This is a genomic window from Catellatospora tritici, from assembly GCF_019083965.1.
Lineage (GTDB): Bacteria > Actinomycetota > Actinomycetes > Mycobacteriales > Micromonosporaceae > Catellatospora > Catellatospora tritici.
Genome location: NZ_JAHRCY010000012.1, coordinates 77,394 through 98,627 on the forward strand (window position 1 = coordinate 77,394; position 21,234 = coordinate 98,627).

Consider the following 21,234-nt stretch of genomic DNA (forward strand, 5'->3'; position numbering starts at 1 on the left):
CCGCACCATCCGGCCGACCACACCTGAGGAGCACAGCGGTGACGCACGACGCGACCCGGCTGCCGTGGATGCGCCCGCAGGGCGAACTCGTCCAGGCGCTGACCGACTTCACCACCGAGTTCGAACGCGTGACCGGCCACGGCACGGCAGCCGACGGCCTCGTCGAAGCATGGGTCGACCACACCAACGCGCTGACCCGGCTGACAATCGACCCGCGCCTGATGCGCGGCACGAGCTCCGTCGAGCTGGCCGACTCCGTGCTCCAGGCCACCGCGGCGGCCGGTGCGGACCTGCGCCGCCAGCTGGACCAGCTGGTCGGATCGGCCTTCGGCGTGGATCCCGCCGACGTCGACCCGCTGTCCACCGCACGCGACGCCATCGGCCACATCGAACTCGCCGGCGCCGACCTCCGTCACTCGCTGGACGACATCATGAACCGGGTGCGGCGCATCCAGCAGGACGCCGCCGGCTGACCGGGTTCGGCTCAGCCCGGCACGCCGTCCGACCCGGCCGAGGAGCGCAGCAGCTCGGTGTAGGCGCCGCTGCGCCAGATCGGCACGCCGTACGCGAGCACGGCGGCCACCGCCGGGTCGGTCACCGGCTCGCCCCACGCCGCCCCGACGACCCGCGCCGTGACCTCGGCCTGTGCCCTGCCCACGGCGTCCCGCACCGCCGCGACCTCGCCCGCGACCACGTACACCGGCCACAGGCGCCCGCCCAGGCCCTCGATCCGCAGTTCCGCCCGCACCACCGCGTCCGCGCCACCGGCCGCCGCGGCGCGGGCGACCCGGACGTCGTCGACGGTCGTCTCGTCGGCCGCACCGGGCAGGACCCGCCACCGGTCGCTCGGCCCGAGCGCGAACGCTTCCACCACCGGCCGACCCGCGGCGAGCTCGCCGACGGTGCGCACCGCGGCGGCGGACAGCCCGAACTGCTCGCCGGTGCCCGGGTTGAGCAGCAGGCCGAGATCGGGCGGCCAGGTCGCCGCGAGCGGGGCGAGCCGGACCAGCCGCCACCGCGCGCCGTCGCCGTGCACTGCCGCCAGGTGGTCGTAGGACGTGTACAGCACCGCCGCGTCGGGCGGTCCGGCGACGACCGGCAGCTGAACTCCCGGCCCGGCGTCGGGCGTCTGTGTCGGCGCATACAGCACCCCGGCGCTCAGCGCCCGCAGCAGGCCGGGCAGTGATCCGGTCAGTACGGCCGCCGCCACCGCCTCCCGCATGGCCGCGTCGACCGCCGCGGCCGTCTGGTCGAAGGTCCGCTCGCTCATCGTGACTCGTCTCGTGCCACGTCGTCGGCCCGCGCCGCACCGAACGTCGCGCCGCCCGTGGCCGCTCCGGCGGCGGTGACCGCCGGGTCGGAGACCCGCGTCCACGGCGGCGGTCCGACCCAGCTCATCGCGGGCACGTCACGGCCCGGTCCGCCGCCGATCACCCACTGCTGCGCCCCGCCCGGATAGCTTTCCAGTGCGCCGGTCGCGTCGACTCGCGACGACGAGACCTGCCCGATGATGCCGTCGCCACCGCTGCGCATCGGCATCGGGTCACCCGCGGTGAACTCGCGCACCAGCATCCGATCCCGCGGATGCACGACCCCGGCCGCGTCGGTGTCCCAGTCGTGCGGAATGGCGTAGTCGGTGCGGTACTTCGCCTCGCTCGACATGGTCAGCAGCTCACGCGACTCTCCGTAGTACGAGGCGGACGCGTATCCGGTGTCGGTGTACACACTGCCCATCGTCATGTTCTTCGGCACCACCGGATGTTCGACGATCTTGGCTGGGTCCACGAACGAATCGGTGACATCGGGGCGGATGACGTTCGGATCGCGCGGAGGCTTGAACCCCAGCTCGTTGAGGGAGTGCGGCTGCATCGGCTCGCTGCGGCGCAGCACCGCGGCGGCCTCGCTGTCGCTGAGGGTGGCCACGTCCGCGACGCCGAGACCGGCGCGTTCGAGCGCGGTCGTGCCCCGGGTCATCGCGTTCCACCCGTGGCCGACGCGGTCCAACGCGTCCAGCCGGGAGGCGACCTCGGAACCCCGGGTCGCGGCCACGCTGGCACCGGCGCCCCCCGAGGCCACCGCGGCCACGGCGTCGGGGGCCAGGTGCCCGATGGCACGGGCGGGACTGTGCCGCCAGGTGTCCCAGTCCAGCACGCCCTTGCCCACCCCGACCGCGAAGTCGTCGGGGTGCTCGACCGCCGCGTTGACGGCCTCGCGCAGCCCTCGCACCGCTCGGGCGTGGTCCTCGGGGCTGAGGACCGCGTTGACGATGCCGAGCCGGGAGGACGACACCGCCAGGTCGAGCAGGCCGGTGACGCTCTCGGCCACCCCGGTCCACAGTTCCAGGCGCTGGTGCTCGATCCAACTGAGGATGCTCTCCCGCGGCGCCCCGGCCGCCGCCGCCTTCAGTTGCCGTACGGCGGCCGCCACGGCTTCGGCGAACTCAGCCCGGGTCGACTGCTCCAGCGCGGCCGCGTCGCGGTCGGCCTGCTGTGCCGCCGCAGCCGCCTTGGCCTGCTCGGGGTCCTGCGGCGGCGCTCCGGCCACCGAGTAGTCCGGCACCCCGGTGGCTTCGCTCTGGCGGCGCAGCTCACGAGCCCGCGCCGCGCCCTGCTGTGCCCGTTGCAGCGCCTGCGCGTAGTCGGCCAGCGCCGCCGACGCCTCGCCGAACGCGTCCGCGCCCTGCCGCAACCGTGCGGGCAGCCTGCCCACGCTGGTGCGGTACGCCTGCGCCGCGCGGCCGCTCCAGTGCTCCTCCCCCGCCGCCTCGTCCACGGCGGCGGCGGTGTCCCGGGCCAGGTCGGCGACGTCGCGCAGGGTCTGCGCCAGCGCCGCGACGGCGCGCGGATCGCCGCTGTCGGCCGTCATCGCGAACCTCCGTCCGGTTCCCGGAACTGCTGGTCGAGCTGGCGACTGCGCTGATCGCTGAGGCGGTTCACCCACGCGGTGAGGCTGCCCACCCCCTGGTGGGACTTCGGGTCCGGCGCGTCGGGGGCGTCGGCGTTGCCGAACCGATCCGCGTCCACGTACGCCTTTGCTGTCGCGGCCAGCCGCTCTGCCATCTCCCTGGTGTCGCCGTGCACCAGCCGCATCGCGTAGCACCAGGCGTCGAGGAAGTCGTCGACCGCCGCCTCGACCTCGTCGGAGCCGAAGTCCGGCACGGTGTCCATCAGCTCCGGCTTGGCGTCCTTGATGCGACCCGACGCCGCGGCGAGCCGGTTCAGCCGGATCGCCGCGTCCGCCAGGCTCGCCGGTTCGACCCGGAACCCGTTGACCTGCCCGCCGACGACCGGCTCAGCCACCACGCACCACCTGGGCCGCCGCCACCGTGGCGGCGGGATCGAGATACAGCTCGTGGTCCGAGCCGCGGTCGACGATGACCACACAGTCGCGCGGGAGCAGGCTGATGAAGTCGCTGCCACTGGTCGCGAACCAGTCGACCGAGCCGAGGCGGCGGCCCATCTCCTCCAGCGAGGAGTACACCTCGACGAACCTGCCCAGCGCGGTCTCCAGGACGAACACGCCGGGCCGGTGCGGCCGACGGGCGTACACGCGGCTGGTCAGGAACGCGCGGGCCAGACCGGGTTCCAGGCCCCCGAGGATGGTGTGCGCCAACTCAGTGCTCCTTCGTGCTCACCCGTGCTCACCCCGTGCTCAGCCGTGGGCCGCCGCGTACTGGGCGGCGATCTCCTCCCGGCTCAGCACCCGATCGAAGTAGGCGAAGTCGCTGATCGCCCCGGCGAAGGTGCCCACGTCGCCCGAGGTCGCGACCCAGTGCGACCACTTGCCCGCACCCACGTACGCGTAGGAAGGCACGAGGTAACCGGGCCGACCCTTCATCCGCCGGGAACCGGCCTGCGCGCCGTCGAGGTACCAGACCTCGGTCATCCCGTCGGCGGACCTGCTGAGCGCCACGTGGTGCCAGCGACCGTCGTCCACCTTCGACAGCGAGGTCATGCTGCCCACCGGCAGGCCCGGGGTTCCGGTGTCGTAGTACCCGGCGTGCATGAGCCCGTCGGTGCCCACGTACAGCGACGGCTCCAGCCCGAATTCGAGGTACTCCAGCAGCGGCTTCTTCGACGTGCCGTACAGCACGCCCGGACCCGAGGCCCGGAACCACATGCTGACCGTGAGCGCCTTGCCCTGCACGAACGAGTCACGTCGCGGCAGCTCCACGAACCTGGTCCGGCCCGCCGGTCCGCCGTTGGTGTCGGCGAACGAGGGCGCCGAGGTCTGCGGCCCGAACGGCCCCTCGACGGCGGCGAGGCGCACGTCGTGGAACCGGGCCGGGGTCGCGGACGCCTGGTTGGTCGCCATGTCCTGGGTGGTCTCGCGCAGCGGGAAGTAGTCCAGCGGCCGCGCCGCCAGCACCGTCTCGGCGTACCTGTCGGCCAGGGACGCCTGCGTCGCCGACGGCGAGGACGGCGAGGACGGTCCGCTGGTCGCGGCCGCATCGGGCTCGGTGGGTCCCCGGTCGCCCGCGAGCTTGACCAGCGTCGCCGTGGTCACCACGACGAGGCCGACCACCGCGGCGGCCGCGGCCAGCCACAGCCCCCACCGCCGACCGGGGCGCGCGGCACCTCCGCCGCCGACGGCGGCCGGGACCGGCGGCGGCACCGGGGCCGCACCGGCCGGGGCGGGCGGCATATGCGGGGTACGGGCCTCGCGCACCGGGACGGCCGCGGGCGCGTACACGGGCGTCGACGGCGGCCGGGTGCGCGGCGGCGCGGGCGGTGCCGCGGCGGGGGGTGCCGCCGGTGACATGCTCATCGTGACCGGATGCGGGATCGGCGGCGGCGCGTCCGGCCCCGCCGCGGACGCGGCCTCGACCGGCGTCCGGGCCGGACGGTCCGAACCGGCATCGCCCACCGGCCCGGCGGCCGCCACGACCGGCCCCGCCAGTACCGCCGGGGCCGCAGCCGGAGCGGGGGCGGGCACCGGATCGGCGGCCACTGCCCGCGGGGCCGCGTCGGCGGCGGCGTCGCGCGAGGCTGCCAGCAGCAGCTCCCGCGCCCGCTCCGGCCGCATCCGCTCGCGCGGGTCCTTCACCAGCAGGCCCTCGATGGCCTCCGCCAACCCGGCGGTGCCGGCGTTGACCGGCGGGGTATGCGGGCGTGACGCGCTGGCGAACATGCCGACCATCGGGTCGGTGTGGGAGAACGGCGCACCGCCCTCGACCAGGAAGTACAGCACCGCGCCCAGGCCGAAGTAGTCGCCCTCGGCGCCCACGCGGCCGGTGACGATCCGCTCCGGGGCCACGTATCCGGGCGAGCCGAACGCCAGGCCGGTGTGGCTGCGCGAGGTGTCGGGCACCACTCGGGCGATCGAGAAGTCCGTGACGAAGATCTGGCCCTGCGCGGTGATCAGCACGTTGGACGGTTTGACGTCGCGGTGCAGCACATGCTGGCTGTGGGCGTGCCCTAGGGCGTCGAGGATGGAGATCCCCACCCGTGCCGCGTGGTCCGGCGACATCGGCCCGTGGCGCTCGACGTACTGCTGGAGCGAGTCGCCCGGCACGTACTGCATCACGATCAGCGGTGTCGCGGTGTCGACGATGACGTCGTGGACGGTCACGATGGCCGCATGCGACAGCCGTGCCGCGGCTGTGGCCTCGGCGGCTGCCCGCGCCACCACCTCGTCGGCACCGGTCTCGCCCGCCGCCGCGAACAGCTCCTTGACGGCGACCGTCCGGCCAAGCAGCTGGTCGGTGGCGCGCCAGACCCGGCCCATGCCGCCCACACCGATGACCGTCTCGAGCAGATAGCGCCTGACGACCAGTTCGCCCTCGTGTAGCACCCCAACCCCCGGTAGCACGTCCGCCCAAGCGATCGGATTGTCAGCGCCTCATTCGAACGCTGTCAACGTTTCACGACATCCGCCGTGGAGAGCCACAGCCCCGGCGGTTCATGTTGCACAGACTGTACAGTCCGGCCGCGGTCGAGAATGGATCATCGACCGGGACGGCGCTCAGCCGCCGGTGACGGAGACCAGCAGCGCGACCGCGTCCAGCCACCGCGCGCACAGCTCGGCGCGGTCGAGGGAGTCACCCACCGACTCGGCGGCGGCGAGCCAGGACCGGGCCAGCTCGGTGCCTGGCCCGCCGGGCAGCGGTTCGGGCAGCTCGGCGGCGTACGCGATGCCGCCCCGCCGGACCACCTCCGCCAGGAACCACAACGCCGCCGGCGTGACGCCCAGCGCGTGCGCCTGGACCGCGGCGATCGGCGCCGCCTCGCCCAGCAGCAGGTCACGCCCTCCGGGTTCGCTGAGCCCCGCCCGGATGAGCCCCGCCAGGTCACCGGTGCCGGTCATCGGGGCACCATCACGTGCGTGGCCTGGTCGAACGTCACCGTGTGCGGGGCCGCTCGGTGCATGTGTCCGTCCACGAACTCACTCTCGGTCACCCAGGTCGTCTCTCCCCACGGGTTGTATGCCTCCAGCCGGTCGCCCTGCCGGCGCAGGAACACCAGCGCGTGCGCGGATTTCGGCTCGTCGCCGACCCGCTCCCCGCCGAGCCGGATCGGGACCGGCTGGCCCCGGTCGAGCGCGCCCTCGATCTCGGCCAGGAGCTGGCGACGCTGCTGCGGCGTCCTGGCCTCAACCGTGGCGTAGTCGGCGCCCTGCGGCGCGCCCACCTCCGTGTCGACGACGTGCTCCCACGCCTTGAGGTTCAGGCCGTCGTGCTTGCCGAAGTCGCCGCGCGGCAGGCCGGCGTTGCGGTTCTGCTCGGCGAGGAACCGGTCCTGGAAAGCCGGTCCGCTGTCGCCGGCCGGGTCGTCGGGGCCGCCGGTGGTCAAGTACAGGGCGTACAGCGGATCGACCTCCGCGCGGGCGGTCACGGTGCTGGCGGCCGCGCAGGTGTAACCCTTCTGGCTGTATCCGTGCCCGGCGAACTCGACCGCGGTCCTGTCCTTCGCGGTCAGGCTGTCGCTGGGCGGCGTCGGGTTGAGGTGGGCCTGCAGCCAGGCCGGATCGCCGCCGTGCGGGTGGATGCGCGCGTCGAACCGCTCGATCTGATCCATGGGACGTCCGGTCGCCAGCGCCTTGGTCAGGTATGCCCGCTCGTGCGGCGAGGCGGCGTCGTTCATGAGGCGGTCGAAGCGTTGGCGGTCGGCGTCGGACAGGCGCCGGTACTGCTCCGACGCCCGCCGCAGCGCGTGCGAGCCGACGATCGGCTCCTTGCTGCCGCCGCCGATGGTCGCCTCGACCATGCCCGCGACCTTGGCGGCCGGGAGCCCGGCGAACGCGGCCCGACTCAGCCGTGTCCCGTCCCGCAGCCCTCGGAACTCCCGCGACGCCTCCCAGCTGGCCTTCTCATAGCTCTCGAAAGCCTGTGCCCGCTGCCGGGCACCCTCCACCGCCGTGTTCCTGGCTTTCTCGAACATCGCCCTGTCCGGTGGCGACACGGCTTTGGCCCGCGCCGCCTCGCCGTCGGCGACCATCAGACCGAACATGCCCGACCGGTCCCACTCCTGTGCCTGCTGCAGGGCGTCGGCCAGGCGGCGTACCAATCCGTCCGCCCGCTCCATCACCTTCGCCAGGGCGTCCAGCTGGTGCGCCGTCAGCTCCAGCGCGTCGTGCGCGGCGGTCGCGGCCTGGCCGGTCCACGCCGAGCCCACCGCCTTCTCCGCCGACCGCAGCGGCGCCGAGAGGTGGCCTTCGGCGAACCGCGCGTCGGCCTGGTACGCGTCGGCCAGAGCGCGCAGCGCGGCCACGTCACCGGTCAGTACGGGAACCCGCCGGGCCGCCCTGATCGCGCGGATCAGCCGGTCGATGTCGTCGGTGGTGCGGCAGGCCGCGCTCTCGGCGTGGCAGCGGCGCAGCTGCGCGGCGGAGCCGTCCGCGGCGGTCTGCCCCGTCACCGCGGCGTCCTGGGCCCGCGACGGTGCCGTTCCAGGGTCCGGACGGCGGCGGCCTCGGCCGCCCGGTACGCGGCGATCGACTCCTCCAGGCCCGTGGCCACGCGCGCGACCAGCGCGCTGATCGCCTTCATCTCGGCGACCCAGTCTCGGGCGAAGTCCAGATGCGCCGCGCCCGCGCCGAACGGGCCGAACGCCTGCGCGTCGACGGTGGCGTGCCCGTCGAGACGTCCCCGGTACACGTCGAGTCCGTGCTCGACCGAGCGGGTCTTCGCGGCGATGGCCGCGGCCTGGTCGGCGTGGATCCGGTACCCGCCGGCCGAAGCGGGTCCGGCGGCCCTGCCTCCGTTGATGGTGATCCCTCCAGGTGTGCGTGCCACTGGACCGACTGTCGTTTCCGGACAGGAGCCGACCGTCGTTCCCGGAACCGCTGTGCCCTGCCACGATACCGGCGCCGCACCACCGCGGGGCAGCGCCGGCGGGGGCCGAACCGGTCGGTGCGGGAAAGTTGCACGTCCATACGAATTCGCCTACGCTGATGGCCGCGCGGGTGAGTTGGGCAGCGACCAGCGGTCAGGCGTTCACGCCTTCGAACCGTCAGATGTCACGCCCCTGTCCTGGGGCCTTCCTGCCTGAGGTAGGTCATGAGAAGACTGCTCACCGCCATCGGCGTCGCCGTCGTGGCGTTCGCCGCGTCAGTACTGGTCGCCGTCAGCCCCGCCAGCGCGGCCGTCGGCCTGCACACCAGCGGCCGCGACATCGTCGAGGCCAACGGCCAGAAGTTCATCATGCGCGGCGTCAACCACGAGCACGTCTGGTTCACCGGCCAGACCAGCTCGTTCGCCAACATCAAGGCCAAGGGTGCCAACACCGTCCGCGTCGTGCTCGGCAGCGGCAAGCGGTGGGGACCGTCCAACGACGTCCCGGCCATCATCACCCTGTGCAAGCAGAACAAGCTGATCTGCGTGCTGGAGGTGCACGACACCACCGGGTACGGCGAGGACGGCGCCGCCGCCACCCTCGACGAGGCCGTCAACTACTGGATCACCCAGAAGGCGAACCTGGTCGGCCAGGAGAGCTACGTCGTCATCAACATCGGCAACGAGCCGATCGGCAACACCAACCCCGGCCAGTGGACCGCCGCGACCACCGCCGCGATCCAGAAGATGCGCACCAACGGCTTCGAGCACCTGCTCATGGTCGACGCGCCCAACTGGGGCCAGGACTGGCAGTACGTGATGCGCGACAACGCGCAGACCGTGCTCGACGCCGACACCAAGCACAACACGGTCCTGTCGATCCACATGTACGACGTGTTCAACACCGCCGCCTCGATCACCGACTACCTCAACCGGTTCCAGACCAACAACTGGCCGCTGGTCATCGGTGAGTTCGGCTGGCAGCGCTCCTCCAACAACGTCGACGACCAGACCATCCTGGCCGAGGCCAACGCGCGCGGACTGGGCTACCTGGGCTGGTCCTGGGCCGGCAACAACGATCCGTACCTGGACATGACCAACAACTTCGACCCCACCCAGCTCACCACCTGGGGTCTGCGGATCTTCAACGGCCCGAACGGCATCACGGCGACGTCGAAGGAAGCCACGATCTACGGCGGTACGACCAGCCCGTCGCCGTCGCCCTCGGCCAGCCGTTCGGCCTCGCCCAGCCCGTCGCCGTCGCCCAGCCGCTCGGCCTCGCCCAGCCCGTCCCGGTCGGCCAGTCCGTCGCCGAGCACCAGCCCGTCCTCCGGCACCCGCTCCTGCACCGCCGGGTACACGATCGTCAACTCGTGGCAGGGCGGATTCCAGGCCGAGGTGAAGGTGACCGCCGGTTCGTCGGCGATCACCGGCTGGACCGTGAACTGGACCTACGCCAACGGGCAGACCGTCACGCAGTTCTGGAGCACCACGCTCACCCAGTCCGGTGCCGCGGTGACCGCCCGCAACGTCAGCTACAACGGCAGCCTGGCGGCGGGGGCCAACACCTCGTTCGGGTTCCTCGGCTCATGGAACGGCACCAACGGCGTCCCCACGCTGACCTGCGCCGCGAGCTGAACCAGGCCCCGGCCCGCACCTGAACAGACGGTCCGGCACGGCTACCCGTGCCGGGCCGCTCCCCCATCGGTCCCGCTCCCCTGAGGGGTCGCCATGCTCCGCAAGTCCTCCCTGTACGCCGTCCTCGCCGCCCTGCTCGTCGCGGCCACGTTCGCGCTCGCCCGCCCGGCCCTGTCCGCGCCGACCCCGGTGCGGATCATGCCGCTGGGCGACTCCATCACCGCCGGTCCTGGCTGCTGGCGGGCCATGCTCTGGCATCAGCTGCAGCTCGCCGGATATACGAACATCGACTTCGTCGGGGGCGTCTCCGACGGCGGCGGCTGCAACCCCGGTTACTCCTACGACTTCGACCACGAGGGCCATGGCGGCTACTCGGCCACCGGCATCGCCGACAACAACCAGCTGCCGCCCTGGCTTACCGCCGCCCGTCCCGACATCGTCCTGGTGCACCTGGGCACCAACGACATGTGGGGCCACTACATCCCGACCGCGACCAAACTGACCGCGTTCACCAAGCTGGTCGGGCAGATGCGGGCGAACAACCCGAACGTCAAGATCGTGGTCGCGCAGATCATCCCGATGACCGCCGCCGCCTGCTCGACCTGCCCCGCCGACATCATCGAGTTCAACAACGCGATCCCGGGTTGGGCCGCCGGTCTCACCACGGCGCAGTCCCCGATCACCGTCGTGGACCAGTGGACCGGCTTCGACGCCGCCGTCGACACCGGAGACGGGGTGCACCCGAACACCGGCGGGTTCCAGAAGATGGCCGACCGCTGGTATCCGGCGCTCAAGCGGGTGCTCGACGGGGTGACCCCCACGCCGTCGGCCAGCGCCTCGCCGAGCCGGTCGCCCAGTGCTTCTCCGTCGCCGAGTGCCTCTCCGTCGCCGAGTGCTTCGGCCTCGCCCAGCGTTTCGCCGTCGGCCAGCCCGAAGCCGTCGACCAGCCCCACGCCGTCGGCGTCGCCCGGCGCGACCGCCTGCACCGCGACCTACAAGATCGTCTCGCAGTGGGGCGGCAACTTCCAGGGTGAGGTGACCGTCCGCAACAGCTCCACGACCAGCCTGTCGGCGTGGACGACCGTCTTCACCTACGCCAACGGCCAGCAGCTCACCCAGTCGTGGAACGCCACCACGGTCCAGAGCGGGGCCACCGTCACCGCCCGCAACGTGAGCTACAACGGCAGCCTGGCGGCCGGAGCATCGACCACGTTCGGCTTCCTCGCCACCTGGAACAACACCACCAACGACACGCCCACCGTACGCTGCACGGCGAGCTGAGCCGAGCAGCGCCACCACGCCCACCCGCGCGAACCCGCGCCCGGACCCACTGGGTCCGGGCACGGGCTGCTCGTTTCCTGTCAGTCCTGTCCAGGCTGGACCGGAGCGGGCGACGCGGGCAACGGGGCCGGTTGAGCGGCCGCCGGAGCGGAATCGAGCGGCACCGGCCCACTGATGCTCTCGATGAACCTGGTCACGGCCAGACCGACCAGCAGCGCCAGGCCGATGACCAGCGCCTGGACCCAGTACGGGGTGGCCTCGAGGGCCAGCAGCTGACCCACCGTGACCAACAGCACCGTGGCGAACAGGGTCCCGGTGACGCCACCGCGGCGCCCGAACACGCTCACCCCGCCGAGCGCCACGACCGCGAGCGCGCTGATGGTCAGCGACAGGCTGGTGCCCGGTGACATGCTCGCGTGCAGCCGGGTGGTCAGCGCCGCCCCGGCCACCCCGGCGAGCAGCCCGGAGCCGGTCAATCCGACGAGTGCGCCCAGGCCGGGCTTGAGCCCCGCCCAGCGGCCGGTGACCGCGGCCGCGCCGCGGCTGCCGCCGAGCCCGGCCCGTACGGCGGGCACGAGCCACAGCGCCCCACCGGCCAGGGTGACCAGTACGAACAGCGCGAACCACAGCCATTCGGCGAGTTCGATCCCGGTGGCGGCGACCAACTGGGCGTCCGTCGTGCCGAGCACCACCGCGTCGGCGATCGCGGCGGCGGCCAGTGTCGCCGCCCAGGCCGGAACGGACAGCAGCGCGACGACCACCCCGGTGACCAGGCCGATGACGGTCGTGGCGAGCACCGCCAGCAGCAGTGCCACGACGAACGGGCGGCCATCGGCGGTCAGTCGCGCGCTGATCACGCTCGCGACCACCGCCAGTGAGCCGACCGACAGGTTCGGGGTGGCGGTGCGCAGCGACAGCGACAGCGCGCTGGCGACCAGGCCGCTGGTGCCGATCGCCGCCAACAGGTTCGGCAGCAGCCGGTTCGAGTCATGGCTGATCAGCAGGAACGCGACGAGGACGACGGCGACGACGGCGAGCACCGCCTCCCAGACGCCGTGCGCGAGCAGCGCCCGGCGGCCGGAGACAGGCTGGTGTGGCCGCACCACGGCTGGCGCGGTCCACGACGTGAGGGTGGGTTCGGTCATTGGTACATCGTGGATCACGGTCACCGATCCGGCACGCCGAGGACGGCGGGCCCGTGCGGCGCCCGTGGTCGCGCGGTGCGTCAGGCCAGGCGGTGCAGGCGTAGCTGGGTGGTCAGACCGGCGATGGCGGCCAGCACCGCGGCGGCGCTGTACCCGATCACGGTGACCGACAGTCCGATGTGGGTGACCAGCTGACCGGCGATCAGGGCCGGGATACCGAGGGACAGGTACGCCACCAGCAGGACCGCCGCGAACAGTCCGCCCCGCTGGTGCGGCTGCGCCAGCGGCCCGACCAGCCGCAGCGCGCCGCTGAAGGACGCGCCGAATCCCAGGCCGCCGACCAGACCCCCGAGCCAGAAGACGGGCAGTTGGCCCACAGCCACCCCGACGGCGACGATCACTGTGCCGACCAGCAATGCGCCGGTGCCCAGCACCACCGACCAGCGGGCAGACTGGCGGCCCGTCAGGATGCCCGCCAGCGCGGCCGCGCCCGGAGGAAGGAAGGCGGTGAAGCCGTTGAACAGGCCGCTGTCGAGATGGAAGACGCCCCGGACGATGCTCGGCCCGAGGCCCAGGAACAGGGCGGCCACCATCCAGGCGGGCAGGTGCACCGGAATCGCGGCGAAGAACTCCCGCCGGGCGGGGTGCGGCACGCTGACGCGGGGCACCAGCGACCCGAGCGCACCGGGCCGACGGCTGGTCGTCTCGGCGGAGCGGTACAGCACGACCACGCCCAGGGCCATGACCGCCGACAGCACGCCGAACACGATGAGGCTCGCCGAGTGGGTGAACTGGACCGCCACCCCGGTCAGCAGGGCGCCCAGGCCGAGGCCGCCCGCCGGAGCCGCGCTGCCGATGATCGCGCCGAGCCGCTTGTGCCGGTCGGGGGCCAGTTCGAGCAGCGCCGCGGTGAAGGCGCTGCTGGCCGCACCGGTGGCCAGGCCCTGCACGACCCGGGCGGCGATGACCCAGCCGAGGTTCGGCGCGTACGCGAACATCAGCATCGCGGCGAACTCGACGACCAGCGCGCCCACCAGCACCGGGCGGCGCCCAACGTAGTCCGACAGCGAGCCCGCCACCAGCAGCGCGGCGAGCAGCGCGAAGGCGTACGCGGCGAAGGCGACGGCGAGCATCAGCGGCGGGAAGCCCCACTGGCGCTGGAACAGCACCAGCAGCGGGCTGGGTGCCCCGGCGGCCAGGTAGAGCGAGGCGAAGGCCAGGGCGGCGCCGGTGAAGGCGACCTCCGGGGTAAGGGTCCGGCGAGGGGTGCCGTGCCGCGGCGCGTACTGCTGGGTCAGGGTGACCATGAGGCTCGGCTCCTAAGGCAAAGATCTTTGCTTTATTGCGGGGACGAGGGCCACAGCACGGAATTTAAAGCAAATATTTCTGCGTTAAGGTAGGCGTTATGACCGTCACATCGCCGCACCGTCGGACCGGGGGCCGCAGCGCCGCCGTGCTGAACGCCGTCCGCGAGGCGGTCGAGGAGCTGGTACGCGAGCGCGGCAGCGAGCGGGTGACCATCCCGATGGTGGCCGAGCGGGCGGGAGTCAACCCGACCAGCATCTACCGACGCTGGGGCGACGCACCCACCATGATCAACGATCTGGCCACCCGCCGCCTGTCCCCGGACCGGCCGCTACCCGACACCGGTGACCTGCGCACCGACCTGACCCAGTGGGCGCGCGAGATCGTGGTCCACTTCCGTGACCCGGGCGCCGCGGCGCTGCTGCGCGGGGGCGCCGCCGCGGCGGGCACCGACGAGTCGGACTGCCTGCGCCACCGCCGGGCGGAGGCCACCGTACTGATCGAGCGTGCCCCGATGTCGATCACCGTCGACGAGGTGCTCGACGTCGTGATCGCCCCGATCGTCTACCGGGTCCTGTTCCAGCCCGCGACCCTCGTCGACGAGCTGGCCCCGAACCTGGTCGACCGCCTGTTCAGGCAGCACTGAACAGGCGGTCGACGCGGGGTCAGGGCGTGACGGTGACCGAGTAGCGGCCCTGCGCGCAGCCGGTGAGCCGCCAGCCGCCGGGCACCCGCACCGTCGCCGGCTCCTCCACCCCGTCGACGAAGATGGTCGGCGCCGCGTCGCCGGGCACCCACACCTCCAGGTGGCAGTCCGCGTCCGGGTCGGCGACCGCGACGAGGGCCAGCCCTCGCCCGTCCCCGCTGGATTCCCACCCGTCGACGTGCCCGGGGAAGATCTTCGGGTACGCCCGGGACAGCGGCTGGGCGAACCCGGCCGGAGGGGCGATCGAGGCGCCGGTCGCGCAGTCGACCCTGACCAGGTTGCCCGAGGTCACGGCGTCGTCGCCGGTCTCCGGCGAGCCGCAGCCCTGCCGCCACACCCAGAACGCACCGCCGATGCCCAGCCGGTCCTGCGCCGCCGCGAACCGCCGCACCTTCGCGCCGTCCACGGCCGGATCGCCGAACCAGCCCCACTCACCGGTCCACAGCGCGGCACCGTAGGACTCGGCGGCGCGCGCGGAGACCGTCAGGTTCCGCTCGATCGACGCGATGGTCAGCCCCAGACTCTGATCCATCGTGATCGACTCGCTGTACGGGTGCGGCGCGAAGACCAGCTCGCGGTCGTCGGTGAAGCCGGGCGGCGGCGTGACGTCGAAGGCCAGCCCCGACCAGAGCACGCTCGGCTCGAAGAAGACCAGGTGGGGGTATCCCCCACCGGCGCGCTCGGCCTGCCGGATCGCCGTGATGGCCGCGTCGTAGTACCGCCCCAGCAGCAGCCCCGAGGTGGTCGGCGGCAGCGCCCCGATGCCCGGCTCGTTGAACAGGTCGAACCCGGCCACGGCCGGTTCGTTCGCGAACGCCCTGGCCACCCACGCCCAGGTGCGCACCAGCTCGGACTGGATGCCGTCCCGGTCGGTGTAGAAGTTGGCGTACGCCGTGGCCGCCGCGGGGGCCAGGTCGCGGGCCATGAACTGGCAGTGCAGCGTGCCGTCGGTGATCGTGGCCCAGGCGGGGGCGCCGTCCCAGCCCGTGGTGGGCGAGGTGCCGCCGTCGCACCGCTGCGACGGCTTGGCCAGCGCGTTGCCCCAGGCGTCGGAGTGCATGTCGAGCACGGTGTACATGCCGTGCGCCTTGGCCGAGGCCACCGCCGCGGTGATCTGCCGCAGGTACGCCTCGTCGAACACACCCCGCTGCGGCTCCAGCCGCGACCAGGACATGCCCAGCCGCACCACGCTGAAGCCCATCGCGGCCATCTGCGCGAAGTCGTCGTCGGTCAGCGGCTGCGTGGCGGGCTTGCCCGGATCGCGCAGGTAGTAGTCGATCAGCTGGTTCACGTTGACCCCGCGCAGCACCACCTGCCGCCCGGTGACGTCGCCGATGACGGGCAGACCGGTCCCATCCCGGCCCGGCAGCAGCCGCAGCCGCTCCAGACCGCCAGCGGGGGTTGCCCGCTCGGCGGAGGCGGGTCCAGGCGCGGGAGTCGTGCCGGTGATCAGCACGATCGCGATCAGCAGCATCGCCAGCGTGGCCACCTGCCACGCACGCGGCGTGCGGCTAGGTTCGGTCCACCTGTGCCGCAGTCGCCACACCAGACCCGCGAACGGTGCCCCGAGCAGTCCGACCGTGACCCCGAAGCCGAGTCCGGTCGCGACGCTGAGCAGCGTGGTGCTGATCCACCAGTCGTCCGGACCGGCCTGCGGCGGCGCGTCGGTCAGCAGGGCGGCGACCAGAGCGTCGACCACGCCGAGCACGAGTCCGGCCGCGACCGCGGCCAGCCATACGGAGGCCGCCACGGCCACCGGTGCCGACGCGGCCAGCCGCCGGTGCAGGGCTCGCAGCGTGACCCAGAGCGCACCCAGGAACAGGGCGGTGCCCGCGAGGAAGCCGAGCACCCCGGCGGCCACGGTGGGCGCGATGAGCGGCCCTGTGAACGCGTAGCCGACCGGGCCGCCGCGCCACCACCGCGCGCCGAACTCGGCCGCGACGATGCCCACCACGGCGAGGACGACCGTCATGGCGCCACCGGTCGCCCCGGCGGGCTGGTCGCTGTCGGGATCGGCCGCGCGCCGTGGCCCGATCCGGAACGCCAGCGCGGCCGCTCCGGCGACCAGCGGGCCGACCAGCAGGAACTTCATGGCCGCGAAGCCGCTGGTGGCCAGCGCGAACCGCAGTGCCGACTCGGCGGACAGATGCGACCCGAGCAGAGGGAAGGCAGCGGCGAGCCCGGTCGCGGCGGCGGCCGTCGCGGCGGCGCCCACCACGGCCGCCCAGGCCGCGGCGAAGACCCACCGCGCCGTGGCCCCGGCCCGACCGGCGAGCACGGCCACCGGCACGCCCGTACCGGCGAGCAGGATCGGCAGGCCGACCAGCAGCGGGGCCCACTGGTACACGCCACCGGTGCCCACCAGCGGCAGTCCGCGTCCGCCGACGGTCGCGAGCAGGCCGGACGGATCCAGGGCGGCGCCCGCCGCGACGACGGCCAGGACGACCGTCATGGCCGCCACGCCGGCGCGGAACTCGGGACGGTGCAGGAACGAGCGCCGCGGGGTCGGGGGCGCTGAGGCGAGAGGGGTCATAGTGATCGTGAAGCGTAGTCGCCGCATCGGGTACGGCCAGTACTCGATCGGCTGAGTGATCAATAACCGTTGCGTCACCGCCGGTCGCCGAACGGTCGGCCGCCCGACTCCCCTATCGCGGCCTGGACCGCACCCGCCATACTCGTCGCCGTGACGATGACCCCGCCTACCCGGGCCACGCTGCGCACGGTCGCCCTGGCGATGCTGGTGTCGCTGGCGGTGGCGTTCGGCTTCGGACGCACCGGGTCCGCTGACGACATCGCGTCCTGGTGGGACGCCGGGGCGCGGCTGTCGCCCGAGACGCTGACCGCGCGACTGGGCGACTTCTACGGCGACGACGCGGTCAGCCGCCTGTTCGCCTGGCTCACCGACCTGCTCGCCCAGCCGGGCCTGGCACTGTGGAACGCGGTCACCTCCAGCGTGCTGGGCCGCTGGCTGGTGCTCGGCGTGGCCGGTGCGGTCGCGGTCGACTCGGTCAAGAACGGCCTGGGCTACCTGCTGCGCAAGCCCGAGCCGAAGGAGCCCCCGGCCGCCTGAGCGCCCGGCACACCGCCCCCCGCCCGCCTGCCTTGTACGATGACCTGCGAGTGAAGGGTCTGATGTCGTTGGCTACCCGTGGCAGGCGCGCCGAGTCGCGGACACCGCTGAGCCGGGAACTGGTGCTGCGTACCGCGGTCAGGCTCGCCGACGAGGGCGGCATCGCGACCGTGACGATGCGTCGGCTCGCCGAGGAGCTCGGTGCCGAGGCGATGTCGCTCTACCACCACGTGGCCAACAAGGAGCAGATTCTCGACGGCGTCGTCGACGCGGTCACCGCGGAGATCAACGAGGCTGTCGGGCACCTGCGTCTGCCGACGACCGGTGCGGCCTGGAAGGCCGCGGCGCGCGAGCGCATCCTCACCGCCCGGCAGGCGATGCTGCGCCACCCGTGGGCGCCCGCGGTGTTCGACACGCGCAAGGCCACCAGCCCCGAGGTGCTGCTCTACTTCGACGGCCTGATCGGCATCATGCGCGACGGCGGTTTCTCCAACGACCTGGCCCACCACGCGATGCACGCACTGGGCAGCCGGGCGTTGGGCTTCACCCAGGAGCTGTTCACCCCCGGCGACGGCCCGACCACGGGTGAGCCGGACCCGGTCGCGGTCGCCATGGCCCCCCGGCTGCCCAACCTCATCGGCATGCTGGCGGAGGTCGTGCACGACGATCCCGACTCGACGGTCGGCTGGTGCGACGACCAGACCGAGTTCGAGTTCGGGCTGGACATCATCCTGGACGGCCTCGACCGCCTGCGCTGACCGCGCTCCACTCCGCGTCTGTCGGCGATCCATCACCCGCCTTGACTCCCTTACGGCGTAAGGCTACCTTACGGCGTAAGACTTACTACGTAAGGTCAGGAGTTTTCGATGAAGGCATATCTGCTCGGCTCCTTCGGGCCGCCGGAGAACCTGCAGCTCAGCGAGGTCGAGGCGCCGGTGCCCGGCCAGGGCGAAGTGCTGGTCCGGGTCCGGGCGACCTCGATCAACCCGTACGACTGGCACCACATGCGCGGCGAGCCCGTCATCGCGCGATACATGGGCAATGGGCTCGGGCGCCGCCCCACCCGTCCGATCATCGGCTGCGACGTGGCGGGCGAGGTCGCGGCGGTCGGACCCGGCGTCACCCGCTTCCGCCCCGGCGACGCGGTCTACACCCTCGTCTCCCACGGAGCCTTCGCCGAGTACGTCCGCGTGGCCGAGACCCAGCTCGCCACCAAACCGCAGCTCCTGACCTTCGAGCAGGCGGCCACGGTGCCGATGGCCGCGGTGACGGCGCTGGTGGCGTTGCGCGACAACGCCAAGACCGAGGCCGGGCAGCGGATCCTCGTCAACGGGGCCTCCGGCGGCGTCGGCACGTTCGCGGTACAACTTGCCCGCGCCTTCGGAGCCGAGGTCACCGGCGTCTGCAGTGGACGCAACGTCGAGCTGGTCCGGTCCATCGGGGCCGCCCAGGTCATCGACTACACGACGCAGAGCTTCACCCGCTCCGCCCGGGGCTTCGACGCTCTGATCGACATAGCGGGCAGCCCGTCGGTGTGGGCGGCCCGCCGGGTACTGCGGCCCGGGGGCGCCTACGTCGTGGTCGGCGGCGACGCCGGGCGCTGGGTCCGGCCGGTCGACCACCTGATCGCCGCCACCGCCATGGGCAAGCTGTCCAGGCAGCCGGTGGCCGTGACCGACGTCGGCATCGGCGCCGACAGCGCCCGCAACCTGGCCGAGCTCACCGCGCTGATCGACAGCGGCAAGGTCACCCCGGTCGTCGCCCGCCGCTACCCGTTCGCCGAACTGCCCGACGCCGTGCGCTTCGTCGAGCAGGGGCACGCGCCGGGCAAGGTCGTGGTGACCGTCGAATGAGCGCTCTGCCCAGGTAGAAGTGTGACCGTCGAATAAGCGCTCTACCCAGGTTGAAGCCCTAGAAGGCCGCCGTGAACCGTTCGATCGTCCGCGCGGGCACGCCCGTCACTCGCGCGACGTCCCCAGCGGCGCTGGTCATGGCGGACCGTGCGCACGGCCGGTTCCCGAAGCGCCGGTCACACGACGCAGAACTCGTTGCCCTCCGGGTCCGCCAGCGTCGCCGCGTAGTGGTCGACCGTGTCGCCGTCATGTCGGTACAGCACGGTGGCGCCGAGCCGCACCAACTGCTCCACCTTGGCGTCGACCCGTTGGCGGCGGATCGCCACCGGAACCGAGCGACCACCACCGACCAGCACGTCGAGATGCAGCCGGTTCTTGAGTGTCTTCTGCTCAGGCACGATCTGGAACCAGATGGCGGGCCCGCCACCGGCTGGATCGACGAGCCGGTCGGCGCAGTCGCCGTCGCCGAGCTCCTCGGCCGGCACACCCACACTCAAGTAGAAATCCCGCCAGGTGGCGTGCCCCTCGGGCGGATCCTGCGCGCGATAACCCAGCGCGGCTGCCCAGAAGCCAACCAGGCGCGCAGGGTCGGCACAGTCGATGGTGAGCTGAAACCCCATGGGCGAGATCCTGCCCCAAGGGCCCGACAGTTTCCGGACCAGTCGGGCGCGGCCCGCTCACGCTCAGGCCGTGACGCGACCGGCCGCCGTCGGCCTCGTGCCCAGCACATACAGGGCCATCCCGACCGCGACCAGGGCCACGCCCAGCGGCGGGATCCCGCCCAGACCCCACGTGTCCAGCGTGAACGCACCGACCAGGGCGCCACCGGCAACCCCGACGTTGTACGCGCTGGCGTTGATCCCCGACGCCTGCTCGGTGTGCTGCGGCGCCACCGTCAAGGTCGCGGCCTGCATGAAGATCGGCAGCAGGCCCATCCCGAACCCGAACAGGATCACCGCCGTCACCGCCGCCCAGCCGGCACTGCCCTGCCACCACAGCAGCACCAGCGCCGTCGCCAGCAGCCCGCCCGCGACGACGACTCCGGCGCGCAGGCGTCGGTCGGCGACCCAACCGGCGATCGGCAGCATCAGCGTTCCCGCCAGCCCATTGGCGAACAGGACCGGCGCGATCTGGGTCTCGCGCAGCCCGGCGTGGTGCAGCAGCGGGGCCGTGTAGGTGATCATCAGGTACGCCCCGAGCATGGTCACCGCGGTCATCGCCACGATCGGCGGGAAGCTGGCCACCCGCAGCACCTCCCGCATCGGCGTACGGACCTCGGCACTGCTGCCCGGCACCTGCGGCAGCAGCCACCACGCCAGCAGGGTGAGCCCCACCGCGACCGCCGTCAGCAGCGCGAACGCGACACGCCAGCCCAGCGCGGTGCCGAGGCTGGTGCCCGCGGGCACCCCGATCAGCACCGCCATGCTGCCACCGGAGGAGACCACGGTGACCGCCCGGCCGACCTGGTCCGGGCGCACCAGGCGCGCGGCGAACCCGCCGACGACCGCCCAGAACAGCCCGTGGGTGACCCCGCCGAGCAGCCGCGCCGCGAACGCGACCGGGTAGTTGGGGGCCACCAGCATGATCGCATTGCTGGCCGTGTACGCCGCCAGCGCCGCCACCAGCAGTCGCTTGCGCGGCATCCGCGCGGTGAGGGTGCCCAGCGGGGCGGCGAACAGCGCCACCATCGCCGCGTAGCCGGTGACCAGCAGTCCGAGCCGGGACGGGGACACCCCCAGGTCCCGACTCATCCCCAGCAGCAGCCCGGTCGGGACCAGTTCCGTGGTCACCGACACGAAGACGGCCAGACTCAGCAGCAGCAACGATGGCCAGGGCCACGACGACTTGCGGATCACGCGCGGCATCCTTCAGCACCGCGCGGCACGCGCGCAAACGCGTTCCCACCGGCGCGAGCGCCGGAAGCGACCGCCCGGGGGCAGCAGCTTCCAGCGCTCGCATGGTGC

General features: G+C 72.8%; 20 protein-coding genes. 7 read left to right on the plus strand and 13 right to left on the minus strand.

Annotation, left to right across the window (positions count from 1 at the left end):
- The first annotated feature begins 38 nt into the window (after positions 1-38).
- On the plus strand, positions 39-473 hold the full coding sequence (locus KUA19_RS25795) for a YbaB/EbfC family nucleoid-associated protein (protein WP_217399878.1): 435 nt from the start codon (positions 39-41) through the stop codon (positions 471-473).
- An 11-nt stretch (positions 474-484) separates the two neighbouring features.
- On the opposite strand, the gene KUA19_RS25800 is transcribed toward KUA19_RS25795, so the two are convergent.
- From KUA19_RS25800 to KUA19_RS25835, 8 genes are all read right to left on the minus strand, one after another.
- A complete protein-coding gene (locus KUA19_RS25800; RefSeq protein WP_217399880.1) occupies positions 485-1,270 on the minus strand; it encodes an SseB family protein in 786 nt (261 codons plus the stop codon).
- The gene (locus tag KUA19_RS25805) at positions 1,267-2,865 is read right to left on the minus strand and encodes a WXG100 family type VII secretion target (RefSeq protein WP_217399882.1); all 1,599 of its coding nucleotides are present in this window, start codon (positions 2,863-2,865) and stop codon (positions 1,267-1,269) included. Before KUA19_RS25805 ends, KUA19_RS25800 begins: the two co-directional genes overlap by 4 nt.
- Complete coding sequence (locus KUA19_RS25810) at positions 2,862-3,299, minus strand: hypothetical protein (RefSeq protein WP_217399883.1); 438 nt, start codon at positions 3,297-3,299, stop codon at positions 2,862-2,864. The genes KUA19_RS25805 and KUA19_RS25810 overlap by 4 nt, the downstream gene beginning before the upstream one ends.
- A complete protein-coding gene (locus KUA19_RS25815; protein ID WP_217399885.1) occupies positions 3,292-3,612 on the minus strand; it encodes a hypothetical protein in 321 nt (106 codons plus the stop codon). The genes KUA19_RS25810 and KUA19_RS25815 overlap by 8 nt, the downstream gene beginning before the upstream one ends.
- Positions 3,613-3,651: 39 nt before the next feature.
- Positions 3,652-5,793: a protein kinase domain-containing protein gene (locus KUA19_RS44055; RefSeq protein WP_217399887.1), complete on the minus strand. Its 2,142-nt coding sequence runs from the start codon at positions 5,791-5,793 to the stop codon at positions 3,652-3,654.
- Between the two features lie 171 nt (positions 5,794-5,964).
- Positions 5,965-6,306, minus strand: coding sequence for a hypothetical protein (locus KUA19_RS25825; protein ID WP_217399889.1), 342 nt, complete (start codon positions 6,304-6,306; stop codon positions 5,965-5,967).
- Entirely contained in the window at positions 6,303-7,856 is a 1,554-nt protein-coding gene (locus KUA19_RS25830) for a WXG100 family type VII secretion target (protein ID WP_217399891.1), read from the minus strand. The genes KUA19_RS25825 and KUA19_RS25830 overlap by 4 nt, the downstream gene beginning before the upstream one ends.
- Positions 7,853-8,233 carry a hypothetical protein gene (locus KUA19_RS25835; protein WP_217399893.1) on the minus strand — a complete coding sequence of 127 codons (381 nt, stop codon included), beginning with the start codon at positions 8,231-8,233 and terminating at the stop codon, positions 7,853-7,855. Before KUA19_RS25835 ends, KUA19_RS25830 begins: the two co-directional genes overlap by 4 nt.
- A gap of 264 nt (positions 8,234-8,497) precedes the next feature.
- On the opposite strand from KUA19_RS25835, the gene KUA19_RS25840 reads away from it, so the two are divergent.
- Both KUA19_RS25840 and KUA19_RS25845 read left to right on the plus strand, forming a co-directional pair.
- Positions 8,498-9,910, plus strand: coding sequence for a cellulase family glycosylhydrolase (locus tag KUA19_RS25840; protein ID WP_217399895.1), 1,413 nt, complete (start codon positions 8,498-8,500; stop codon positions 9,908-9,910).
- 93 nt (positions 9,911-10,003) lie between these two features.
- Entirely contained in the window at positions 10,004-11,191 is a 1,188-nt protein-coding gene (locus tag KUA19_RS25845) for a cellulose binding domain-containing protein (RefSeq protein WP_217399897.1), read from the plus strand.
- 80 nt (positions 11,192-11,271) lie between these two features.
- On the opposite strand, the gene KUA19_RS25850 is transcribed toward KUA19_RS25845, so the two are convergent.
- Positions 11,272-12,336, minus strand: coding sequence for an ABC transporter permease subunit (locus KUA19_RS25850; protein WP_217399899.1), 1,065 nt, complete (start codon positions 12,334-12,336; stop codon positions 11,272-11,274).
- 80 nt (positions 12,337-12,416) lie between these two features.
- The gene (locus KUA19_RS25855) at positions 12,417-13,643 is read right to left on the minus strand and encodes an MFS transporter (protein WP_217399901.1); all 1,227 of its coding nucleotides are present in this window, start codon (positions 13,641-13,643) and stop codon (positions 12,417-12,419) included.
- Between the two features lie 98 nt (positions 13,644-13,741).
- On the opposite strand from KUA19_RS25855, the gene KUA19_RS25860 reads away from it, so the two are divergent.
- The gene (locus KUA19_RS25860) at positions 13,742-14,287 is read left to right on the plus strand and encodes a TetR/AcrR family transcriptional regulator (RefSeq protein ID WP_217399903.1); all 546 of its coding nucleotides are present in this window, start codon (positions 13,742-13,744) and stop codon (positions 14,285-14,287) included.
- Between the two features lie 19 nt (positions 14,288-14,306).
- Here KUA19_RS25860 and KUA19_RS25865 read toward each other — a convergent pair whose 3' ends face one another.
- On the minus strand, positions 14,307-16,880 hold the full coding sequence (locus KUA19_RS25865) for a cellulase family glycosylhydrolase (RefSeq protein WP_217399905.1): 2,574 nt from the start codon (positions 16,878-16,880) through the stop codon (positions 14,307-14,309).
- A gap of 150 nt (positions 16,881-17,030) precedes the next feature.
- Between KUA19_RS25865 and KUA19_RS25870 the strand changes: the two genes are divergently transcribed.
- The 3 genes from KUA19_RS25870 to KUA19_RS25880 all read left to right on the plus strand — a co-directional run bounded on the left by KUA19_RS25870 (position 17,031) and on the right by KUA19_RS25880 (position 19,270).
- Positions 17,031-17,417, plus strand: a complete 387-nt coding sequence (locus KUA19_RS25870) for a hypothetical protein (RefSeq protein ID WP_217399915.1) — start codon at positions 17,031-17,033, stop codon at positions 17,415-17,417.
- 62 nt (positions 17,418-17,479) lie between these two features.
- On the plus strand, positions 17,480-18,175 hold the full coding sequence (locus tag KUA19_RS25875) for a TetR/AcrR family transcriptional regulator C-terminal domain-containing protein (RefSeq protein ID WP_217399917.1): 696 nt from the start codon (positions 17,480-17,482) through the stop codon (positions 18,173-18,175).
- 108 nt (positions 18,176-18,283) lie between these two features.
- On the plus strand, positions 18,284-19,270 hold the full coding sequence (locus KUA19_RS25880) for an NAD(P)-dependent alcohol dehydrogenase (protein WP_217399919.1): 987 nt from the start codon (positions 18,284-18,286) through the stop codon (positions 19,268-19,270).
- A 176-nt stretch (positions 19,271-19,446) separates the two neighbouring features.
- Here KUA19_RS25880 and KUA19_RS25885 read toward each other — a convergent pair whose 3' ends face one another.
- Both KUA19_RS25885 and KUA19_RS25890 read right to left on the minus strand, forming a co-directional pair.
- Entirely contained in the window at positions 19,447-19,890 is a 444-nt protein-coding gene (locus tag KUA19_RS25885; protein WP_217399921.1) for a VOC family protein, read from the minus strand.
- Positions 19,891-19,953: 63 nt separating this feature from the next.
- Positions 19,954-21,126 (minus strand): MFS transporter, encoded by a 1,173-nt coding sequence (locus KUA19_RS25890; RefSeq protein WP_217399922.1) that lies wholly within the window; start codon positions 21,124-21,126, stop codon positions 19,954-19,956.
- Positions 21,127-21,234: the final 108 nt, after the last annotated feature.

Coding starts and splice junctions, on each gene's coding strand:
- KUA19_RS25865 (WP_217399905.1), bottom strand. CDS start 16,880: ATGACCCCTCTCGCCTCAGCGCCCCCGACCCCGCGGCGCTCGTTCCTG.
- KUA19_RS25860 (WP_217399903.1), top strand. CDS start 13,742: ATGACCGTCACATCGCCGCACCGTCGGACCGGGGGCCGCAGCGCCGCC.
- KUA19_RS25885 (WP_217399921.1), bottom strand. CDS start 19,890: ATGGGGTTTCAGCTCACCATCGACTGTGCCGACCCTGCGCGCCTGGTT.
- KUA19_RS25805 (WP_217399882.1), bottom strand. CDS start 2,865: ATGACGGCCGACAGCGGCGATCCGCGCGCCGTCGCGGCGCTGGCGCAG.
- KUA19_RS25855 (WP_217399901.1), bottom strand. CDS start 13,643: ATGGTCACCCTGACCCAGCAGTACGCGCCGCGGCACGGCACCCCTCGC.
- KUA19_RS25825 (WP_217399889.1), bottom strand. CDS start 6,306: ATGACCGGCACCGGTGACCTGGCGGGGCTCATCCGGGCGGGGCTCAGC.
- KUA19_RS25840 (WP_217399895.1), top strand. CDS start 8,498: ATGAGAAGACTGCTCACCGCCATCGGCGTCGCCGTCGTGGCGTTCGCC.
- KUA19_RS25880 (WP_217399919.1), top strand. CDS start 18,284: ATGAAGGCATATCTGCTCGGCTCCTTCGGGCCGCCGGAGAACCTGCAG.
- KUA19_RS25800 (WP_217399880.1), bottom strand. CDS start 1,270: ATGAGCGAGCGGACCTTCGACCAGACGGCCGCGGCGGTCGACGCGGCC.
- KUA19_RS25875 (WP_217399917.1), top strand. CDS start 17,480: ATGTCGTTGGCTACCCGTGGCAGGCGCGCCGAGTCGCGGACACCGCTG.
- KUA19_RS25850 (WP_217399899.1), bottom strand. CDS start 12,336: ATGACCGAACCCACCCTCACGTCGTGGACCGCGCCAGCCGTGGTGCGG.
- KUA19_RS25845 (WP_217399897.1), top strand. CDS start 10,004: ATGCTCCGCAAGTCCTCCCTGTACGCCGTCCTCGCCGCCCTGCTCGTC.